A 15734-nucleotide genomic window follows, 5' to 3' on the forward strand; every position below is an offset into this window, starting at 1 on the left:
ATAAAGCAAGGAGAACCAACGCATATATGTGACAAAGATCAGCGGAAGAGATTGTGTGTATTTGTACGAGGAACAGGGCCTTTCATAAGGGCTCCGTTCCCGATTCTTTTTACTTGAATGGCACCTCCGCTCCGGCGATGCCTCTCGGATCCATCTGCATCGATATGGCATCCGGGTAATGGCTTAAGTGCGCTAGTTCTTCCCAGAGCCGGTTCTCTTCCTCGTACAGAGAATCGTAAGCACCGGGAGGCGCCATTCCGCATCCAAGCTCATCATCGACGGCAATAAATGTTTCGATTTCGTCAATCTTCTTCAGGATTTCCTTTTTCTGTCTTGTCATGGCCTTCGTCTCCTTTCCGTGTTCCAGAATTGGAAGGCCCCTCTTCAGGGCCCTCCCAATTCCCTTAATTCAGGATCATCTTGAAGGCGTGGCCCTTCTCATAGCCTTTGCCGAAAAAGTCCTTCCGGAGGTTGACCTCGACCATCTCGCCGATCGTGCAGCCTGCCTCTTTAAAAAGCCATAAGGTTTCGATTGCATCCGTTGCCCTGCAGGAGTAGGTGAAGGCCTTAATGCCGTTCTCCTTCATGCAGGCGGTGAGGGCTTCCACATCCCGGTCCCAGATGATGTCGTCGAAGTCGAGGATCTCGTTCTCGTTGTCCCTTGATTTCTCGTAGGCTCTCCAGATCTTCCAGGCAATGTCGCCTAGCTCGTCGATCCTGTCCTCGGCTGCCTTCGCCGTATCCCTTGCGGTGTCCCTCTCCTCTGCGGTGGTGGCTGCCTTGTAGGCTTTCTTTGCTTCTGCGATGGTGTTGTAGGTTTCTTCAAAAATGTTCGTCATGGCTTTGTCCTCCTTGCTTTGTGCTTGTTTTCCTTTGGCATGTGTATTAATCACTCTACCGGGAAGATATAGCAAGGAAATGTAGATCATAATTTGCACAAGATTTGAGGGCAAAAGCTGTGTAATTTATGCCTCGCCGTGCAGGATGAAATGGGCATATTCATCGCGGTGATCCTCGAGGTAGAGGACCAGCTCGAAGTAGCCTCTCTCGTAGGCAAGGCGCTGAACCATCGGAAGATCGAACATGTTCGTAAGTCCCGTATCGCGGATCGAAAGGATCTGCTCCTTTACTTTCGGGTCCATCATCTTGCCACCTTTCTTACGACATCTTCGCCGTAGATCACGTTGAGGCCGGAGCCGTTGTCCCAGTTCACCAGAAGGCTCCCCGTATCATCGACTCCGATGACGGTTCCGAGGGTTCCTGCAGGCGGCGCCTGAATATCATCCATCTGCACCAGTTCGATTCGTGTGCCCTGCGGGTAATTCTCCCGCAGAGCCTTGAGTGCTGTCTCGCTTATCATTCTCATGCCTTTGCCTCCTTTGCCGGAGCTCCGTTTCGGAAGGCTGCGCTTCCGGTCAGGTTCTGAAGCAGGATCTTTCTTGCTTCCTTGTACTCCGGTCCGATAAAGCCGAGGCGGAGAAGGAAGCAGCGGAAGGCGTATTTCTCATTGTCCGTTTCTACCGGCCTGCTGCTGGCGTGTTTCAGCTCTTTTGAGAACTTGCAGAGCAGGGAAAGGAAAGTGGTGTAAGCTTTTGCTTCCTCGGCGGTAAGTTCCCGGGTAAACCATGGGAATTCAATCTTGTCCTCGGTGACGTTGATTCGAAGGTCCGTGACCCCGAGGGCGTGCCGGATCAGGTCCCCCTTGGAGGAGAGGATGTTCGTCAGGGTTCCGACATTTGCGGCTGTGAGCGGGAGGCTCACTGTAAGCTCCGGCGCTTTCTCATCTGCTTCCGTCTTCTCGTCTGCGGCAGGTGTTTCTTCCTGTGGCTCAGCTTCCGGGGCGCCCTTGGCTTCAAGCAATTCATACCCCTGAGCTTTCAGGGCTTCGAGCAGGCTCCCGAGCTCCTTTCCGTCCGGAGCCGTCAGGGTTGCATCTCGGTTTACGGTCAGGTCGCCGATCTGGAAGGCGTAGGTCGGTGTGAACTGGTAGACTGCTTTTTCTCCGGTGATCTCTCCGATGGCCTTTGCGAAAGCCTTCTTGTTTTCCTTAGTAACGTTGAATGTAAGTTTCATGGTATGTACCTCCTTTGTTTTGGTAGTACATACATCACTCTGTGCCCGGAATATAGCAAGAGAATCTAAATGAAATAACTACCAAAGAGAAGCCGAAGAAACGCAGCAGTTTATGTGGTTTCGACTTCCTTTACGAGGTCGGAGTAGGGGATCTTCTTGCCGCCACGTTCTACATACACACCATCCGCATCACCGGTATCCTCGACATAGCGGCGGAGGATCACAGAGGCATATTTCGGATCAAGCTCTGACATGTAGCAGATTCGATTCATCTGTTCACAGGCCATCATCGTGGAACCGGAGCCACCGAAGGTATCGAGCACGATGGCATTCTCCTGACTGGAATTCTTGATCGGGTAGGAGAGAAGATCGAGAGGTTTACTGGTCGGGTGGTCCTTATTTCGCTTCGGCTTATTGAAGTTCCAGATGGTCGTTTGCTTTCGGTCGGAATACCATGGATGCTTTCCATTCTGAAGGAAGCCGTAGAGGATCGGTTCATGCTGCCACTGGTAATCGGAACGACCGAGAACCAGAGAGTTTTTTACCCAGATACACACTCCTGCCAGATGGAAGCCGGCATCAATGAAGGCTTTTCGGAAGTTAAGCCCTTCGGTATCTGCGTGGAAAACATAAGCCGCACCACCTTTCTCAAGGTGAGCGGCCATGTTGGTAAATGCAGAAAGCAGGAACTTATAGAATTCATCGCCCTTCAGGCTGTCGTTTTCAATCGTGAGCCCGTCGGATGCTTTGAAGGAAACTCCGTAAGGCGGATCTGTAAGGATCAGGTTTGCGGTCTTGCCTCCCATCAGGCGCTCGACGTCTTCAGGAGAAGTAGCATCGCCGCAGAGCAGTCGGTGCTTTCCGACCGTCCAGAGATCACCTTTTTCGACGAAGGATGCCTTCTCAAGGGCAGCGGAGAGATCAAAATCATCATCTTGTGCGCCGCCATCGTCTGGGCCTGCCATCAGCTTTTCCAGATCCTTTTCATCAAAGCCGAGGAGTGACAGATCAAAGGATTCATCTTTCAAATCGGACAGTTCCACAGAGAGCATCTCTTCATCCCATCCTGCATTCAGAGCCAGCTGATTGTCGGCAAGGATATAGGCACGCTTCTGAGCGTCGGTCAGGTTTTCGGCAAAGACGCAGGGGACGGTCTTATATCCTTCCTCGCGTGCTGCCTGCACACGTCCGTGGCCGACGAGGATGTTGTATTTACTGTCGATCACGGCAGGGGAGACAAAGCCAAATTCACGAAGGCTTGCTCTTAGCTGTGCGATCTGTTCCTTGGAATGTGTTCTGGCATTCCTTGCATAAGGCACCAGCTTATCAATTGGTACCTGCTCGAGTTTTACGGTATCCATTTATCGTCCTTTCCTTGAACGAAGAAGCTGCTCCATCGTGTCATTCGGATTTCCATCCTCAAACTCCTCGGTGCAGTTCTGTTTCACAATGTCGTAGATTTCCATCCAGATGAGATTGGCAGCCTTCTGAAACTGGCTGGCCATCTGGACGAAGGGAGAGCTCACAACACCACCTGTCGTCGGATGCTTGCCTAGAAGGCCGTAGGTACTGATCGCATCCTCGCACTGAATGTAACGAGCGAAGTTCTGAGCGTAGGATTCAATGAGACGCTTGTTTACGAGATTTTCGCAGTGGCGGCGCTTCAGCCAGAGCCAGGTTTCCTTGTAGATAACGTCGGCCCCGAGAGGCTTGCCGTTCTTCTGTTTGGCAGAGAGATATTCATCCGGCTTCGGCATATCTGCGCCTTCGAGCACAGCTCCCTCAGGTAGATCCACTGCCTCAAGTTCATCCGGCTCCAGATCAGGAATGTCATTTCTCATGATCTGCACCGGCTTTCCATTTGCTATCTTTTCCGCAGCAGGAGTGGGTTTGCCACCGGCTTTTATTCGCCTGCCGCCGCGGTATGTTCCGTCTTTTGCCACGGGTTACACTTCCTTTCCTGCAGGCGGCTTGGTTTTATCCCCTGTTTGAACCGGAAAAAACGCACACGAGAGGGGCCGGCGGTCTTTTAGCCTTTTGGTTTTAGAGATTCAGACCGCCCCTCCCGGTTTCCTGTCACCACGTTTCTCGTGGATTTTTTCATGACAGCTCCGGCATAAACTCTCGAGGTTGCTCTCGTCATTGGTTCCTCCTTCGGAGATCGGAACGATGTGGTGGACTTCCTCGACCGGAACGAATCGTCCATGCTTTAAGCACTCCTCGCAGAGCGGGTGCTTATGAACGTAGCGTGTCCGGATCTTTCTCCACTGGCTGCCGTAACGCTTGTGTCCGTTGTAGCCTCGGGTGAAGTCGTCGTAGTGCTTCTCCATCAGTTTCTTATGCGTGGAGCAGTACTGTTCACCGTCCTCACAGAGCTCTCTGCATCCCGGATACCGGCAGGGACGTTTCGGCTTCCTTGGCATGCCTGCCGCCTCCTTTCTGGCATAACAAAAGCCCCGGAGGAATCTTCCTTCGAGGCTTCGGTTCAGCCGCCTGCGCGACTTTGTATCATTCATTTTTGCTGATTCTACTATAACATATAGGGGTCGTGTGCGTCTTGTTGCAACGTGTGGTATTGCGTGCAACTTTTAAATCATTACAGGATTTTCAGGTACCTTCAGGTGATCGAGTGCATTGTCATGCCAACGGCAGGCAGTGGTCCGGTCGATGTGAAGTTCCGTTCCGATCTCTTTCCAGGTCATCCCGCAGAGATAGCGGTAGGAGAGAATCAACTGCTCGTCCGTGGAAGGAAGGGAACGGATCATTTCGCCGATCTGTTTTTTCAGCTTGGAAAGGAGATTCAGTTCATCTGCAATCTTTCCTTCTAGTTCTTCCAACCGATCTAGTGCCTGCACGAAAGGTGCATCCGATGGATGGGAGGCCTGCACGTGTTCCTTGTCATAGCAGATCGCAGAAACGCTGCAGGACAGCTCCCGGATTCGTTTTACTTCCTCGGTGTCCAGACGTATGCGCTGGTCGAGGCGATATGCCTGCTGGAGATATTCTTCTGGGGTCATTCGAGAACCTCCTTTCTTATGTTTTCTATCAGGTACTCTCCATCTACAGAGGTAAGAGCCGAATACCATCCGGAGCGGAAGAACCGCTCCAGATCAGAGGCAGCAGCCTTGGCTTCCCGGTTCCTCGGAGTTTTCTTCAGACGCTTTAGGGCACTCCGGTAATCCTTCGCTGCCAGAAGGACGATGGCGTTGGCGAGTTTTTCATAAGGATCCATTCGCATCTCCTTTCAGGTTTGCCTTCACTGCATTAATCAGTGCGGACTGCGTCTTGTCCTTAGTCCGGAGCGCCTTCATGATGTTCTCGTCGATGGTGCCCTCGGTAATGATGTGATGGATGACCACGGTTTCGGACTTCTGTCCCTGTCTCCAGAGGCGGGCGTTCATCTGTTCGTAAAGCTCAAGACTCCAGGTCAGAGTGAACCATACGATGGTGCTGCCGCCGGACTGAAGATTGAGGCCGTGACCAGCGGAAGCCGGATGAATCAGGGCGATGGGAATTTGCCCTTTGTTCCATTCCGTAAAGTCCTCGTGACTCTTCAGTTCTCTTGCTGAAGAGAAGCGCTCTTTGATGCGGTCCAGATCATGGCGGTACCAGTAGCTCACCAGCACCGGCTTTCCATTAGCACCTTCGATCAGATCTTCCAGCGCATCGAGCTTCCTGTCATGGATCTTCACGACTCCGCCGTCGTTGTCATAGACAGCACCGTCCGCCATCTGGATCAGCTTTCCGGAGAGAGCAGCAGCATTCCCGGCATCGATTTCCTTGTCCCTTAAGGAAATCGTCAGTTCCTTTCTCATCGTGTCGTAGAGCTTCTGTTCCTTTTCATCGAGCTTTACCCTGACTTCGTTCATGATCCGTTCCGGCATTTTCAGGTAGTCGGTACTTTTCATGGAAATCGTGATATCGGAGATCTTGTTGTAGATCTGTTCTTCAGCTCCGGGTAGCGGCTTGTAAGAGTAAACGACAGGGCCGTTGTACTTGTCTGGTCGGAAATATTGAAGGCGATATCTGGAAATATATCTTCCGAGCCGCTCTCCAAAATCCAGAATCCGGTACTCGGCCCACAGGTCCATGAGCCCATTGGAGGAAGGGGTACCGGTGAGCCCGACAATCCGTGTGATTGTCGGACGGACCTTCATCAGCGCCCGGAAGCGCTTGGCCTGATGATTTTTGAAAGAGGAGAGCTCGTCGATTACGATCATGTCGTAGTCAAAGGGAATGCCTGATTTCTCAATGAGCCACGGAACGTTCTCGCGGTTAATGATATGGATGTCGGCAGATTTCTTCAGGGCGGTGAGTCGTTGCTTCTCGTTTCCGACAGCAACCGTAAAGGTGAGGTCCTTCAGGTGATCCCACTTTTCAATCTCAGATGGCCAGGTATCCCGGGCTACCCGAAGAGGGGCTACGACGAGAGCGGATCTTACTTCGAAGCGGTCATGGATCAGCTCTTCGATGGCAGTGAGCGTGATCGCCGTTTTGCCAAGACCCATATCAAGCAGGACCGCAGCAATGGGGTGGTCGATGATGTATTGAATGGCGAATTTCTGGTAGTCATGCGGTACGAATTTCAATGGCCAGTACCTCCTTCCATCTTCCGGAGGACCTCGCCGATCTGTTCCGGGTCGTCAATGACGAATACGGTAAAGCCAAGGTGTTCGAGCTGGATCTTTCTCCGTTTCTGGAGCGGACGGAGGTGTTTGCCCGGTGCCTTCAGTTCAGCAAAGGCCATCCGCCCGGAAGGGAAAAGCAGGATGCGGTCAGGCACGCCTGCCGTACCAGGAGAGGTGAATTTCCAAGCCTTCCCGCCGGCAGCACTCACTGCCTGCACCAGTTTCTGCTCGATATCTTTTTCTCTCATAAGGCCTCCTTCGGGTCCGCCAGATCAAAGGCAGCATAAGCAGCGGAGAGGAAGTTGTCGATGGGTCTTCCCTTGTAGCGGTAGCTTTTATCATTGCCACACCGGGCATAAAACCTTCCATTTCCGAGTTTGTTGATGAATACGCCCTGATCGTGATAGTTGAGGTAGTAATTTCCGTTTCGGAGAGTTCTCCATTTCCGTCTCGGAAAGTTCAGCTTCCGTTTCTGACGATTCTTGAAGCGGCGCTCACGGTCCTTGGCCTCGAGAATGTCGCCTTCCATGATTCCGGCGCAGATACAGCCAACACGGAAATCATCGAAGTAGTCGTCATGGCGCATCACATGGACGTAGCGCACTTTCTGGCAGCCGCAGAGTTCACATTCGGTTGTTGCATCCTCGTCATCCATTTCATCTGCAATGTCGATCACCTCTACGCAATACCAGCCGGAGAGAGGCGCACCATATTCTTTTAATTTCCGGTGGCACCGGGCGATATACTTTTCATCAAGTTCTTTCATAAAAAATCATCCTTTCCATAGCCTGACCGGAGCTTGTCCCCGTGAAAAGGAGTCTTTTCATAGGGAGCCAAATGTCCGGAAAGCCGCTAAAATCAATTGTTTTCATGCCATAGGGGATTCAAATTTTCTTTTGGACAAGGGGACAGAAAGGACAAGAACTCCCTATATACCCTTACGCGTGTGTTGTTATTACCTACTCCTTTTTGTTACAAGGATTTCGAATATATATAGAAATCTTGTCCTGTCCACGTATCTTGTCCCAATCAAATCCTGCGATAGAGCCTCTGCCTTCCGTAGAAGGCCTGCTTTTTCCTGTCATTGGTGCGTTCCCAGCCATCAACCTGTGTCATAAGGGCAGCAATCAGATAGCTGTCGGATGATTTGAGTTCCGGCAGGTTCTTGTTGAAACACTCGCACCAGATTTCCGCATTGGAGATTTCGTTCCGAAGATGAAGTTCCCCATGATCCGGATTTCCGAATTCAGAGCCCTGAAGAAAATTCTTTCTGGCATAAAGGTCCATGTCGTCCCAGTTGGCGGGAACAGGGGTATTCAGGTACTCCTCGACCATGCCAACACGCTCATCCGCCTCCATAGCGCCGCGCTGCTCTTTCTCGGCGGCTTCCAGTACGTCACCCTCAAGGTACAGCTTTTCGCCAGCCTTCCAGATCTGCTTTGCCTCCGCCCAGAACTGGGCACGGTAGTTCTCGTCGAAGTTCCATGCCTTCCTCTGCTTTTTCTGATGGCATTTGATGATCCAGAAACGACGGTTTCCGGTGATATCACGCAAGTATCCGCGCTCGCCGTTGACGGTCGCAATAATGACGCACTGCCTCGGATGGCTTTCTACGACCTTGCCGTAAGAAGGACGGTACTTGTCGTCGGATGTTGAGAGGAAGGCCTTGACCTTCTCGATGTCGGCTTTCTTCATTCCGGCAAGTTCTCCGATCTCGACGACCCAGAATCCTTGCAGCTTTTCTGCGCCGGACTTGTCGTCCATATCAGTGAGGGAGAGCGTCTCGCTGTAGTAGTCCGAAGTCACGAGATCTTTTACGATGGAGGATTTTCCGATTCCCTGATCGCCGTCCAGAACAGGCACGCAGTCAAATTTCGTTCCGGGTTCATAGATTCTTGCGACTGCAGCAGCGAAGGTCTTTCTGGTGACGGTCCGGACATATTCCGTATCATCAGCCAGAAGGTAGCGGATGAAGAGATCCTCCACGCGCTCGATCCCGTCCCATTCCGGCAGACTGTCCAGATAGTCGCGGATGGGATGGAAGTGGCGGTCGTCTGCAGTCTTTGTAAAGGAAACATCGTAGTTTCTGCTGGAGAAGGGCAGATAGCGGATGTCGATGATGGATTTCAGCTGCGCCGTATCGGCATCCCTCCAGAACTCATTTCCTTCGGGTCTGTCCCACGGCAGTGGCCCGGTTACCTGGATGCGGTTTGCCATCTCGTTGAAGGCAAAGTTCTGGAAATCCGGATCATTGGCCAGAATCAGATTGAGGTTGTACACGGTGTTCTGGAGAAGCGTGGAACGGGACATGTACTTGAGCTTTTTCTTCCAGTCATTGTTCTCATCCCCGGCATCGGTAAAATCGGACTGGGCATCCTTCATGCGTTCCTCGGAGGCAGCCAGCTTCACGTCGTCCTGCTGCATGGCAAAGTCGCACATTGCGCTGAAGGATTTCTTTTCATCCAGGTTGCCGAAGCGGTGAATCCGCACAATGTCGAAAGCATTACAGAGCTGCAAATATGCCGGGTCCTTGGCGTGGTGGGAGTAGACGAACTTGTCCTCCTTGATCTCGACGCCTGCCATGGAGTTTGATTCGATTAAGTGCCAGCGGTCCGGATTTGTCGTCGGCTCATACACATCTGAGAGAAAAGTCTCCAGAGCCTTGCTAATGGGGTAATAGGTACGATTGAAAAGCCCGACGACACCGGACTTTGAAAGCGGATCCTGCACCTTTTTCTGCTGGGTGGTATTGGCCTTGCTTTCCCTCGATGAGGTGGGCAGTCTTGTCGGATCCTGCCACTCCGGGTGAGCGGAGAGAATCACATCCGGTTCCAGCCATCCGCCGTCCGTCTCCTTGTAGACGAACGTTCCGTTTGACGGGCACGACGGCCAGTACATCAGCTGATTGGGCTGATAGCTGCACTCGTCGAAGTACTCAATGTTCAGGGACTGAGCGAGGTATCTTGCGACCGCGACATATTCCTCCGGAGCCACATCTCGGGTCAAAGGGAAGACCAGACGGACTCTTGGGTTGTCGGGCGTGCTACTGTGCGTAGTGTAGAGCACTGAGGTGTACGGGCAGAGATTCTCGTAGTTATCAAGGAACTCTGGCGTAATGCGGTCGCCGTCCAGAGCCACCATGGAACGCTTCTCGACCGTGTCGATCTTCCTGCGTCCGCCGATCAGGGAGCCGCCGACAAAACCGCCGTGGTCCTTGGCGGCGTCACGGGCCGACTTCGCCATTTTCGAATATTCCTCGACAGTCTCAGTCGTGCGGATCGGAGTCTTGAGACGAGCCTTCAGGTCATCAAAGGTTGTTGTTTTATTGGTCCATGTTTTTGCCTGACGGGAATTTCCGTAAGCAATGGCAAGATCCCTCATAACGTCACCTCCCGGCAGTCCTCAGTGAAGTGCCTGATCTTCATGCGGCGCTTTCTGGCGCGTTCCAGTTCAATGTCCATGCCGGAAGTGATCCGGTCTCCGAAGAACCAGATTTCCGAGCACTTGCCAAGCAAAACCAAATCCATGAACATCGCCTTTCTGCGCTCTGTTGCTTCATCCATAAAGGAGAGCAGGAGATGAGGCGAGATCGGAATGTACCCGCTGTCCGTTGCAAACCGGGCATACTTTTTGGCTTTTTCAGTATTGCCTTCTGGATCATCTGCATAAGGAGCGCAGATGTAGATGACAGGCATATAGCTGTGTTCCATAAAAACCTCCTTAATCTGTAAAGAAAGACCTGGGGAGAGTTAGTTCTCCTCAGGTCTTCCGTCCTCGTTTTCAGACTGTTTTCGCACCCTTGTGATGCATTTTTCTAAGCACGGGATCTTTTCCGATGGCATACGTGATTTTGCCCAGAGTCTTCCGGATGGCGCTTTCCGTCACGCCACGCATTTTTGCAATATCGCAGTTACTGTATTTTTCGATGTATTTCAGCTGATAAATTTTCTGCCAGCTTTCCGGCATTGCAGCAATGACCTCGTTCAGCCTCTCCACATCCGCCGGCAGCTTTTTGTCGTGCTCATCGATGGTGTAGAGGAATCTTGCCTTGTCACCGACGCCGTCCTCATCGCCGTCACCCATCATCTCTTCAATGGAGCCAAGCCAGTTCTTCGGTACAGCTTCTTCCATGGCGACGGCAAGTTCGTCTTCAGTCGGCATGCGGTGATAGGCGGATTCAAACCATGTGACGTAGTCCTTTTTCCATTTCTCGACCATGGCTTTCTGTTCCTTCTGATTCCCGTGCAGATACTTAAGATTGCTTCTGACTTCACTGTCATCCAGAAGATGAAGAGTGCGGATGTCTGCTTCCGTTACATCGTTTTCTCCGGGTTTCAGTTCGATTACGAGCTTTCCGTTTGCGTCGTAATACTTGTAGGTCTCACGCTGGTTCCGCCTGGTCTTGTGTAATTTCATAAAAAACCTCCTGTTCTTCCCGTTGCCGAGGAGAACCGGAGGCATGAAAAAAGCATGGCGGTACCATCGGAACGGGGTAAAAAACTCGCTCTGTTGGTCCGCCATGCTCGTAGCCGGACTTACATATTTACTTGTGACCATCACATCCGCTCGAGCCACTCTGTGCACCGGGTGAACGTCTGTGAAAGTGAAGCTGACAAGAGCAAAAATTTCTGACAATACAATGCCTTTATTGAGAGCTGTATTGTCACGTGGTATAATGTTTTAGTGGGGTTTGTTACGGGTTGCTGATCCATATCCCCAGAGTAGATAAAAGCATTCCACCAACTGAAAATGACTCTTGCTTTGCTTACAAGAATCATTAAGAAGTAGAAGTTGCTTTATTTCATGTTGTCGGGATTGTCGCTTTTGTCGAAGTTTTTGAAGTGAGGACAATCTATGGATAACAGAGATAAATGGAGACTGTGCGGGGGAACATTTTTTATATTGATATCTAATGCTCGCAAACAGATGATTTCTAAAGGTGAGATGTACGCGGGAAAGAAAAGCGGCATAACTGAGCCGGAGACACTTATGGCTTTGGCAAGAATCATTACGCCAGACATTCAGGACCCGGAAGATTCAGAAAATAAATCAATGCGAGATGGGACTTTAAAGTTCAAATCATGCGCTACTTGGGGATGGCGTCCATTTCTTTTCAACGATAAAGCAGCAAAGAAATCTTTTGATGAGCGAATAAAGAACGATTATCAGGGATGCTTAGCTCAGATGACAGAGTTTACAAATAAATATTTGGACTTGAGAACAGACACCCATAAGGATTTTTTTCTTGTGAAAGCATTACTAGAGCTGTTGGATGCAGACAGAACAATAGATGGTGATACAAAGTTCTACACTGAAAAATCAGGTGAAACTATTACCAAAGATGAACTGCTGGGGCAGACAACTATTTGCCTGGAATCATTTCTTCTTGGACTTTGGCATTACTGCATCGTCGAGGTAAAGAAAAACTCCATAGGGCAAGAGACTTATAAAGAATGGTGTCCGCCCACGGAAGGAAATAATGAACGTCCTTATGAGGCCTGTGTCGGAGAAGACAGTGATCGGCAGGTGAAACTTACATATAGCATGCCTTCGGAATTTATGAATTACGAGGATAAAAAGGCACCGGATGAGGCAAGTGATCCTGAGCCGGAACGTATAGGTTCTGTTTATGAATCAAAAGAAAACGCGCAACAGAACCTGGAACAGACAATCAATCAGCCGAAGGTGTTCAATTTCCGTTTTGAGCAATCGGGTAATGGCACGCAGATCGGATATGTAGAGCATTTTCACGGGAAGAAGGAGGACTGAGCCTGTGGAGAAAAATGAACTTCAGAAGTCCTCTTCTCAGCTTCCAACGATGGAACAGCCTCAGCAGGTTGGTATCCATATGGAACAGTCCGGCGAAGGCGAGCAGATCGGATATGTAGAACATTACGAGGCGAATAACACCATTCAGGTTGTTATTCCGGTGAGCCATACCGGCAGACGAGGCATGGGCCAGCAAGTCATCACCATGAACACGGATTGTTACAATCTGTTTGTAGTCGAGGGCGAGATGTATGAGAACACTACTGGAACATTTACCATCGATACAAGTCTTGCTTTGACAGAAAGCATCGATGACGATTTGAAGGCTAAGTACGCCCGGCTTGATGAGGAAGCGCAGCTTGCTGTGAGGGCGTTCCCAGCGATATTTGCCAGCAAGAATCACCATTACGGATATACAGACGCAGATCATTATGCTGCCTATGGGATTGTGACGAATATCGAAAGAGATGGTCATCAGCTCATCATCTCGTATTTCATTCTGTCGGATGTTCCACAGCAGGTTCTGAATGAAATGGCGACAGAACTTGACCTCAAACGAGCAGCACAATACAACGAATTGAATGATCCGCATTGGACAATCAAGAAAGCAAACTTGATCGCGTTGTTAAAAAGCAGAGGAATAAATGTAGCGACAATTTCATAGCATTCAGCTCATGAGAAGCACGGATATACGGAGGTAACAAATGAGTGTTGAATACGAAAACATGAACGTTGAAAAATGGGTAAATCTTGAAGATATCGCAGATTATCTGAGCGTTAGCCAGGACACGATTCGCACATGGATTAAAGAAGGAAAGCTGCCGGTATACAGGGCCGGAAAACGATACAAATTTAAAATTTCTGAGGTCGATGAATGGATCAGAGAAGGCAAAATAAAGAATGGAGACGCAGTTATGAAAGGAGCAGACAAGGCACATGGGGACAAGCGAAACTAATGAAAAAATGCCAGCATCTATACGGAGAATCACTCTGAATAGCGCCACATTCGAGGGGCAGAACGAACATATCACTCCAACCTTCATCAACTTCTTTTATGGCAGGAACGGAGCTGGAAAATCTACGATTGCCAAGGCTATAGATGCGGATGATGGTGTTGAATGGGACGAGGGACTGAGTGCGGACAAGTTTGATGTGCTTGTCTACAATCAGCAGTTCATCGACGATAATTTTTCTGATTACAGTGAAGTCGCAGGTGTCTATACGGTCTGCAGCGACAATAAGGAAAAAGAAGAAGCCGCACGACAGAAGGGCGAAGAAAGGGATAAGGTTGAAGAAAAGAAAACAGCAGCGAAACAGGTAGTCGACGGCAAAAAGCAATACCGCGACGATCTTCTCCCGACGCTGCAACAGACACTTTTCGATATTGTGAAACCATTAAGGACGCAATTTAGTAAGGTCGCAGACGGCACCGGACGGAAAGAATCATTATACAAGCTGATCAAAGATGTGAAAAAGCCTGTTGCTCATAAGCTTGAAGAAATACAGAGAATCTATGATGTCGCATACAAGGGAGAATTGAAAACATACAGACTGTTCGACCGCGTCAGTACGTCCTCTACATATGGCAGGCTTCCGGGCTATGCACTTATGGATAAGGTGATCATCAGCAGCGGCGACACTCCGTTCTCCAAATTCATGAATGCTCTTGGAGCGTCCTCCTGGGTACGTGAAGGGCATATTCACTATGTCCCCGGGTCAGAAGGAAAGTGCCCTTTTTGCCAGCAGAAGCTGCCGGTTAATTTTGAGGTAGAAATTGCTGCGAGTTTCGATGAACAGTACCAGAATGACCTGGCGGATATAAAATCGTTCCAGACAGCTTACGATAATGAGACTGCCGCTATTCTGCGGACGCTCAACGGTAATCTAAGCGGAAGCATTATGCCTTCTCTTGATCTGGATGAGTACAGAGACAAGCTGAGCCTTCTGGAGAAAAGCATCGCTATCAATAAAGACCGTATTTCCACAAAGGTGGAAAAGCCAACAACCGAGGTTTCGCTGGAGGATACGGATTCACTTCTGCTTGAAATCGGTTCTCTTATTGACGAGATCAATAAGAAGATAAAAGCCAACAATGACGTAGTAGACGACATTGGCAATCAGAAGAAGCTGTGCAAGCGCATGTTTCAGGAGTATATCGCATCGCTTGCCCAGCCGCACATTGCTGCATACGATGCCAATTACGCAAAAGCCGATGAAGAAGTCAAAAAGGCAGAGGAAGAATGGAAAAAGCTCGACAAGCAGAGCCGTGAAATCGGTTTTGATATTGCCGAGTTGAATAAGAGCATCAAGAACACATCTGATACCGTCAACAGGATGAACGAGACGCTCCGTGAAACCGGATTTCAAGGATTTCATCTGAGAGAACGTGAGGACATTCCGAACCACTATGAAGTCATCCGCGAAAACGGCGAAGTGGCCAAGAACCTGAGCGAGGGCGAGCGCAACTTTATCTCGTTTCTTTACTTCTATCATCTTGTGCGTGGCAGCCAGAGCCGCACAGAAGAAAAGCCGAAGATCGTCGTTATCGATGACCCGGTGTCCAGTATGGATTCGAGCACGCTGTATATCGTCGGTTCTCTTGTCCGTGAAATGATCGAAGTCTGCTACAACAACACAGATTACAAGGGAGACACGGAACTCGGAGATTACATCAAGCAGATCTTTATTTTGACGCACAATGTCTACTTCCACAGTGAAGTAACCTATAAGCAGGAGAAGAACTTCAGGAGTACGAGCTTCTTTAAGATTCTGAAGACAAATAACACATCTTCTGTTGTTCCGTGCGTGCGGCCTGATCCGAAGCGCCCGAGCGAGGATGAGAATTACAATCCGATCCAGAATTCCTATAAGGCTCTCTGGACGGAACTGAAAGAGACCAAGACAGCCATTCCGGCGCTGAATGTCATCCGGCAGATTCTTGAGTACTACTTCATGCAGATGTGCGGGTACGACAGGAAGGAGCTGCGCCAGCGTGTGCTTGAAGGTGAGCACAAGAATCTGTTTATGTCACCTGCTCCAGACGGTGGTAGGCCTGATCCTACCAAGTATCATCTCGCAGATTCTCTGCTCCGCTACATCAGCAATCCGACCGGCTTTGGAAGCGAAATTCATCTGATTGAGGATTACGCTGATGCGCAGCCATACATCGATGTATTCAAGCTTATCTTCGAAGCAATGGAACAGGGCGAGCATTACAAGATGATGATGGAAATGGACTGATGTCCGTTTTATCGGACACCTGAA

Annotated in this window: 20 protein-coding genes; 4 read left to right on the forward strand and 16 right to left on the reverse strand. The window is 50.0% G+C overall.

Annotated features, from left to right (window positions below; translation table 11 throughout):
• Window positions 1-109: 109 nt before the first annotated feature.
• The 16 genes from ACKX2L_RS00370 to ACKX2L_RS00445 all read right to left on the reverse strand — a co-directional run bounded on the left by ACKX2L_RS00370 (window position 110) and on the right by ACKX2L_RS00445 (window position 11117).
• A complete protein-coding gene (locus ACKX2L_RS00370; protein ID WP_441100587.1) occupies window positions 110-340 on the reverse strand; it encodes a hypothetical protein in 231 nt (76 codons plus the stop codon).
• 64 nt (window positions 341-404) lie between these two features.
• Window positions 405-839, reverse strand: coding sequence for a DUF7698 family protein (locus tag ACKX2L_RS00375; RefSeq protein ID WP_497552385.1), 435 nt, complete (start codon window positions 837-839; stop codon window positions 405-407).
• 126 nt (window positions 840-965) lie between these two features.
• Complete coding sequence (locus ACKX2L_RS00380) at window positions 966-1145, reverse strand: DUF5049 domain-containing protein (RefSeq protein WP_497552386.1); 180 nt, start codon at window positions 1143-1145, stop codon at window positions 966-968.
• Window positions 1142-1366, reverse strand: a complete 225-nt coding sequence (locus tag ACKX2L_RS00385; RefSeq protein WP_178262722.1) for a DUF4314 domain-containing protein — start codon at window positions 1364-1366, stop codon at window positions 1142-1144. The genes ACKX2L_RS00380 and ACKX2L_RS00385 overlap by 4 nt, the downstream gene beginning before the upstream one ends.
• The gene (locus tag ACKX2L_RS00390; protein WP_497552387.1) at window positions 1363-2073 is read right to left on the reverse strand and encodes a virulence protein; all 711 of its coding nucleotides are present in this window, start codon (window positions 2071-2073) and stop codon (window positions 1363-1365) included. Before ACKX2L_RS00390 ends, ACKX2L_RS00385 begins: the two co-directional genes overlap by 4 nt.
• A 110-nt stretch (window positions 2074-2183) precedes the next feature.
• Entirely contained in the window at window positions 2184-3434 is a 1251-nt protein-coding gene (locus ACKX2L_RS00395; RefSeq protein ID WP_497552388.1) for a site-specific DNA-methyltransferase, read from the reverse strand.
• The gene (locus ACKX2L_RS00400; protein WP_066647753.1) at window positions 3435-4016 is read right to left on the reverse strand and encodes a P27 family phage terminase small subunit; all 582 of its coding nucleotides are present in this window, start codon (window positions 4014-4016) and stop codon (window positions 3435-3437) included. It abuts the gene before it with no gap.
• A gap of 108 nt (window positions 4017-4124) precedes the next feature.
• Entirely contained in the window at window positions 4125-4496 is a 372-nt protein-coding gene (locus ACKX2L_RS00405; protein WP_497552389.1) for an HNH endonuclease, read from the reverse strand.
• A gap of 165 nt (window positions 4497-4661) precedes the next feature.
• Entirely contained in the window at window positions 4662-5090 is a 429-nt protein-coding gene (locus ACKX2L_RS00410) for a DUF722 domain-containing protein (RefSeq protein WP_497552390.1), read from the reverse strand.
• Window positions 5087-5305, reverse strand: a complete 219-nt coding sequence (locus ACKX2L_RS00415) for a hypothetical protein (RefSeq protein WP_066647761.1) — start codon at window positions 5303-5305, stop codon at window positions 5087-5089. The genes ACKX2L_RS00410 and ACKX2L_RS00415 overlap by 4 nt, the downstream gene beginning before the upstream one ends.
• Window positions 5292-6662: an SNF2-related protein gene (locus ACKX2L_RS00420; protein ID WP_497552391.1), complete on the reverse strand. Its 1371-nt coding sequence runs from the start codon at window positions 6660-6662 to the stop codon at window positions 5292-5294. The genes ACKX2L_RS00415 and ACKX2L_RS00420 overlap by 14 nt, the downstream gene beginning before the upstream one ends.
• Window positions 6659-6949 (reverse strand): VRR-NUC domain-containing protein, encoded by a 291-nt coding sequence (locus ACKX2L_RS00425; protein WP_066647764.1) that lies wholly within the window; start codon window positions 6947-6949, stop codon window positions 6659-6661. The genes ACKX2L_RS00420 and ACKX2L_RS00425 overlap by 4 nt, the downstream gene beginning before the upstream one ends.
• Entirely contained in the window at window positions 6946-7467 is a 522-nt protein-coding gene (locus tag ACKX2L_RS00430; RefSeq protein WP_497552392.1) for a hypothetical protein, read from the reverse strand. Before ACKX2L_RS00430 ends, ACKX2L_RS00425 begins: the two co-directional genes overlap by 4 nt.
• Before the next feature lie 263 nt (window positions 7468-7730).
• Window positions 7731-10082: a virulence-associated E family protein gene (locus tag ACKX2L_RS00435; RefSeq protein ID WP_497552393.1), complete on the reverse strand. Its 2352-nt coding sequence runs from the start codon at window positions 10080-10082 to the stop codon at window positions 7731-7733.
• Window positions 10079-10411 carry a DUF7768 domain-containing protein gene (locus tag ACKX2L_RS00440; RefSeq protein ID WP_066647773.1) on the reverse strand — a complete coding sequence of 111 codons (333 nt, stop codon included), beginning with the start codon at window positions 10409-10411 and terminating at the stop codon, window positions 10079-10081. Before ACKX2L_RS00440 ends, ACKX2L_RS00435 begins: the two co-directional genes overlap by 4 nt.
• A gap of 70 nt (window positions 10412-10481) precedes the next feature.
• Entirely contained in the window at window positions 10482-11117 is a 636-nt protein-coding gene (locus tag ACKX2L_RS00445) for a hypothetical protein (RefSeq protein WP_497552394.1), read from the reverse strand.
• 438 nt (window positions 11118-11555) lie between these two features.
• Between ACKX2L_RS00445 and ACKX2L_RS00450 the strand changes: the two genes are divergently transcribed.
• The 4 genes from ACKX2L_RS00450 to ACKX2L_RS00465 are packed head-to-tail and all read left to right on the forward strand — an operon-like array spanning window position 11556 to window position 15710.
• Window positions 11556-12470, forward strand: coding sequence for a hypothetical protein (locus ACKX2L_RS00450; protein WP_497552395.1), 915 nt, complete (start codon window positions 11556-11558; stop codon window positions 12468-12470).
• A gap of 4 nt (window positions 12471-12474) precedes the next feature.
• Window positions 12475-13134, forward strand: a complete 660-nt coding sequence (locus ACKX2L_RS00455; RefSeq protein ID WP_497552396.1) for a hypothetical protein — start codon at window positions 12475-12477, stop codon at window positions 13132-13134.
• Window positions 13135-13174: 40 nt separating this feature from the next.
• A complete protein-coding gene (locus ACKX2L_RS00460; protein ID WP_497552397.1) occupies window positions 13175-13426 on the forward strand; it encodes a helix-turn-helix domain-containing protein in 252 nt (83 codons plus the stop codon).
• A 7-nt stretch (window positions 13427-13433) separates the two neighbouring features.
• Window positions 13434-15710 carry an AAA family ATPase gene (locus ACKX2L_RS00465; RefSeq protein ID WP_497552398.1) on the forward strand — a complete coding sequence of 759 codons (2277 nt, stop codon included), beginning with the start codon at window positions 13434-13436 and terminating at the stop codon, window positions 15708-15710.
• Window positions 15711-15734: the final 24 nt, after the last annotated feature.

This window comes from Porcibacter vitabionis, assembly GCF_046263795.1.
GTDB lineage: Bacteria > Bacillota > Clostridia > Lachnospirales > Lachnospiraceae > Lachnocurva.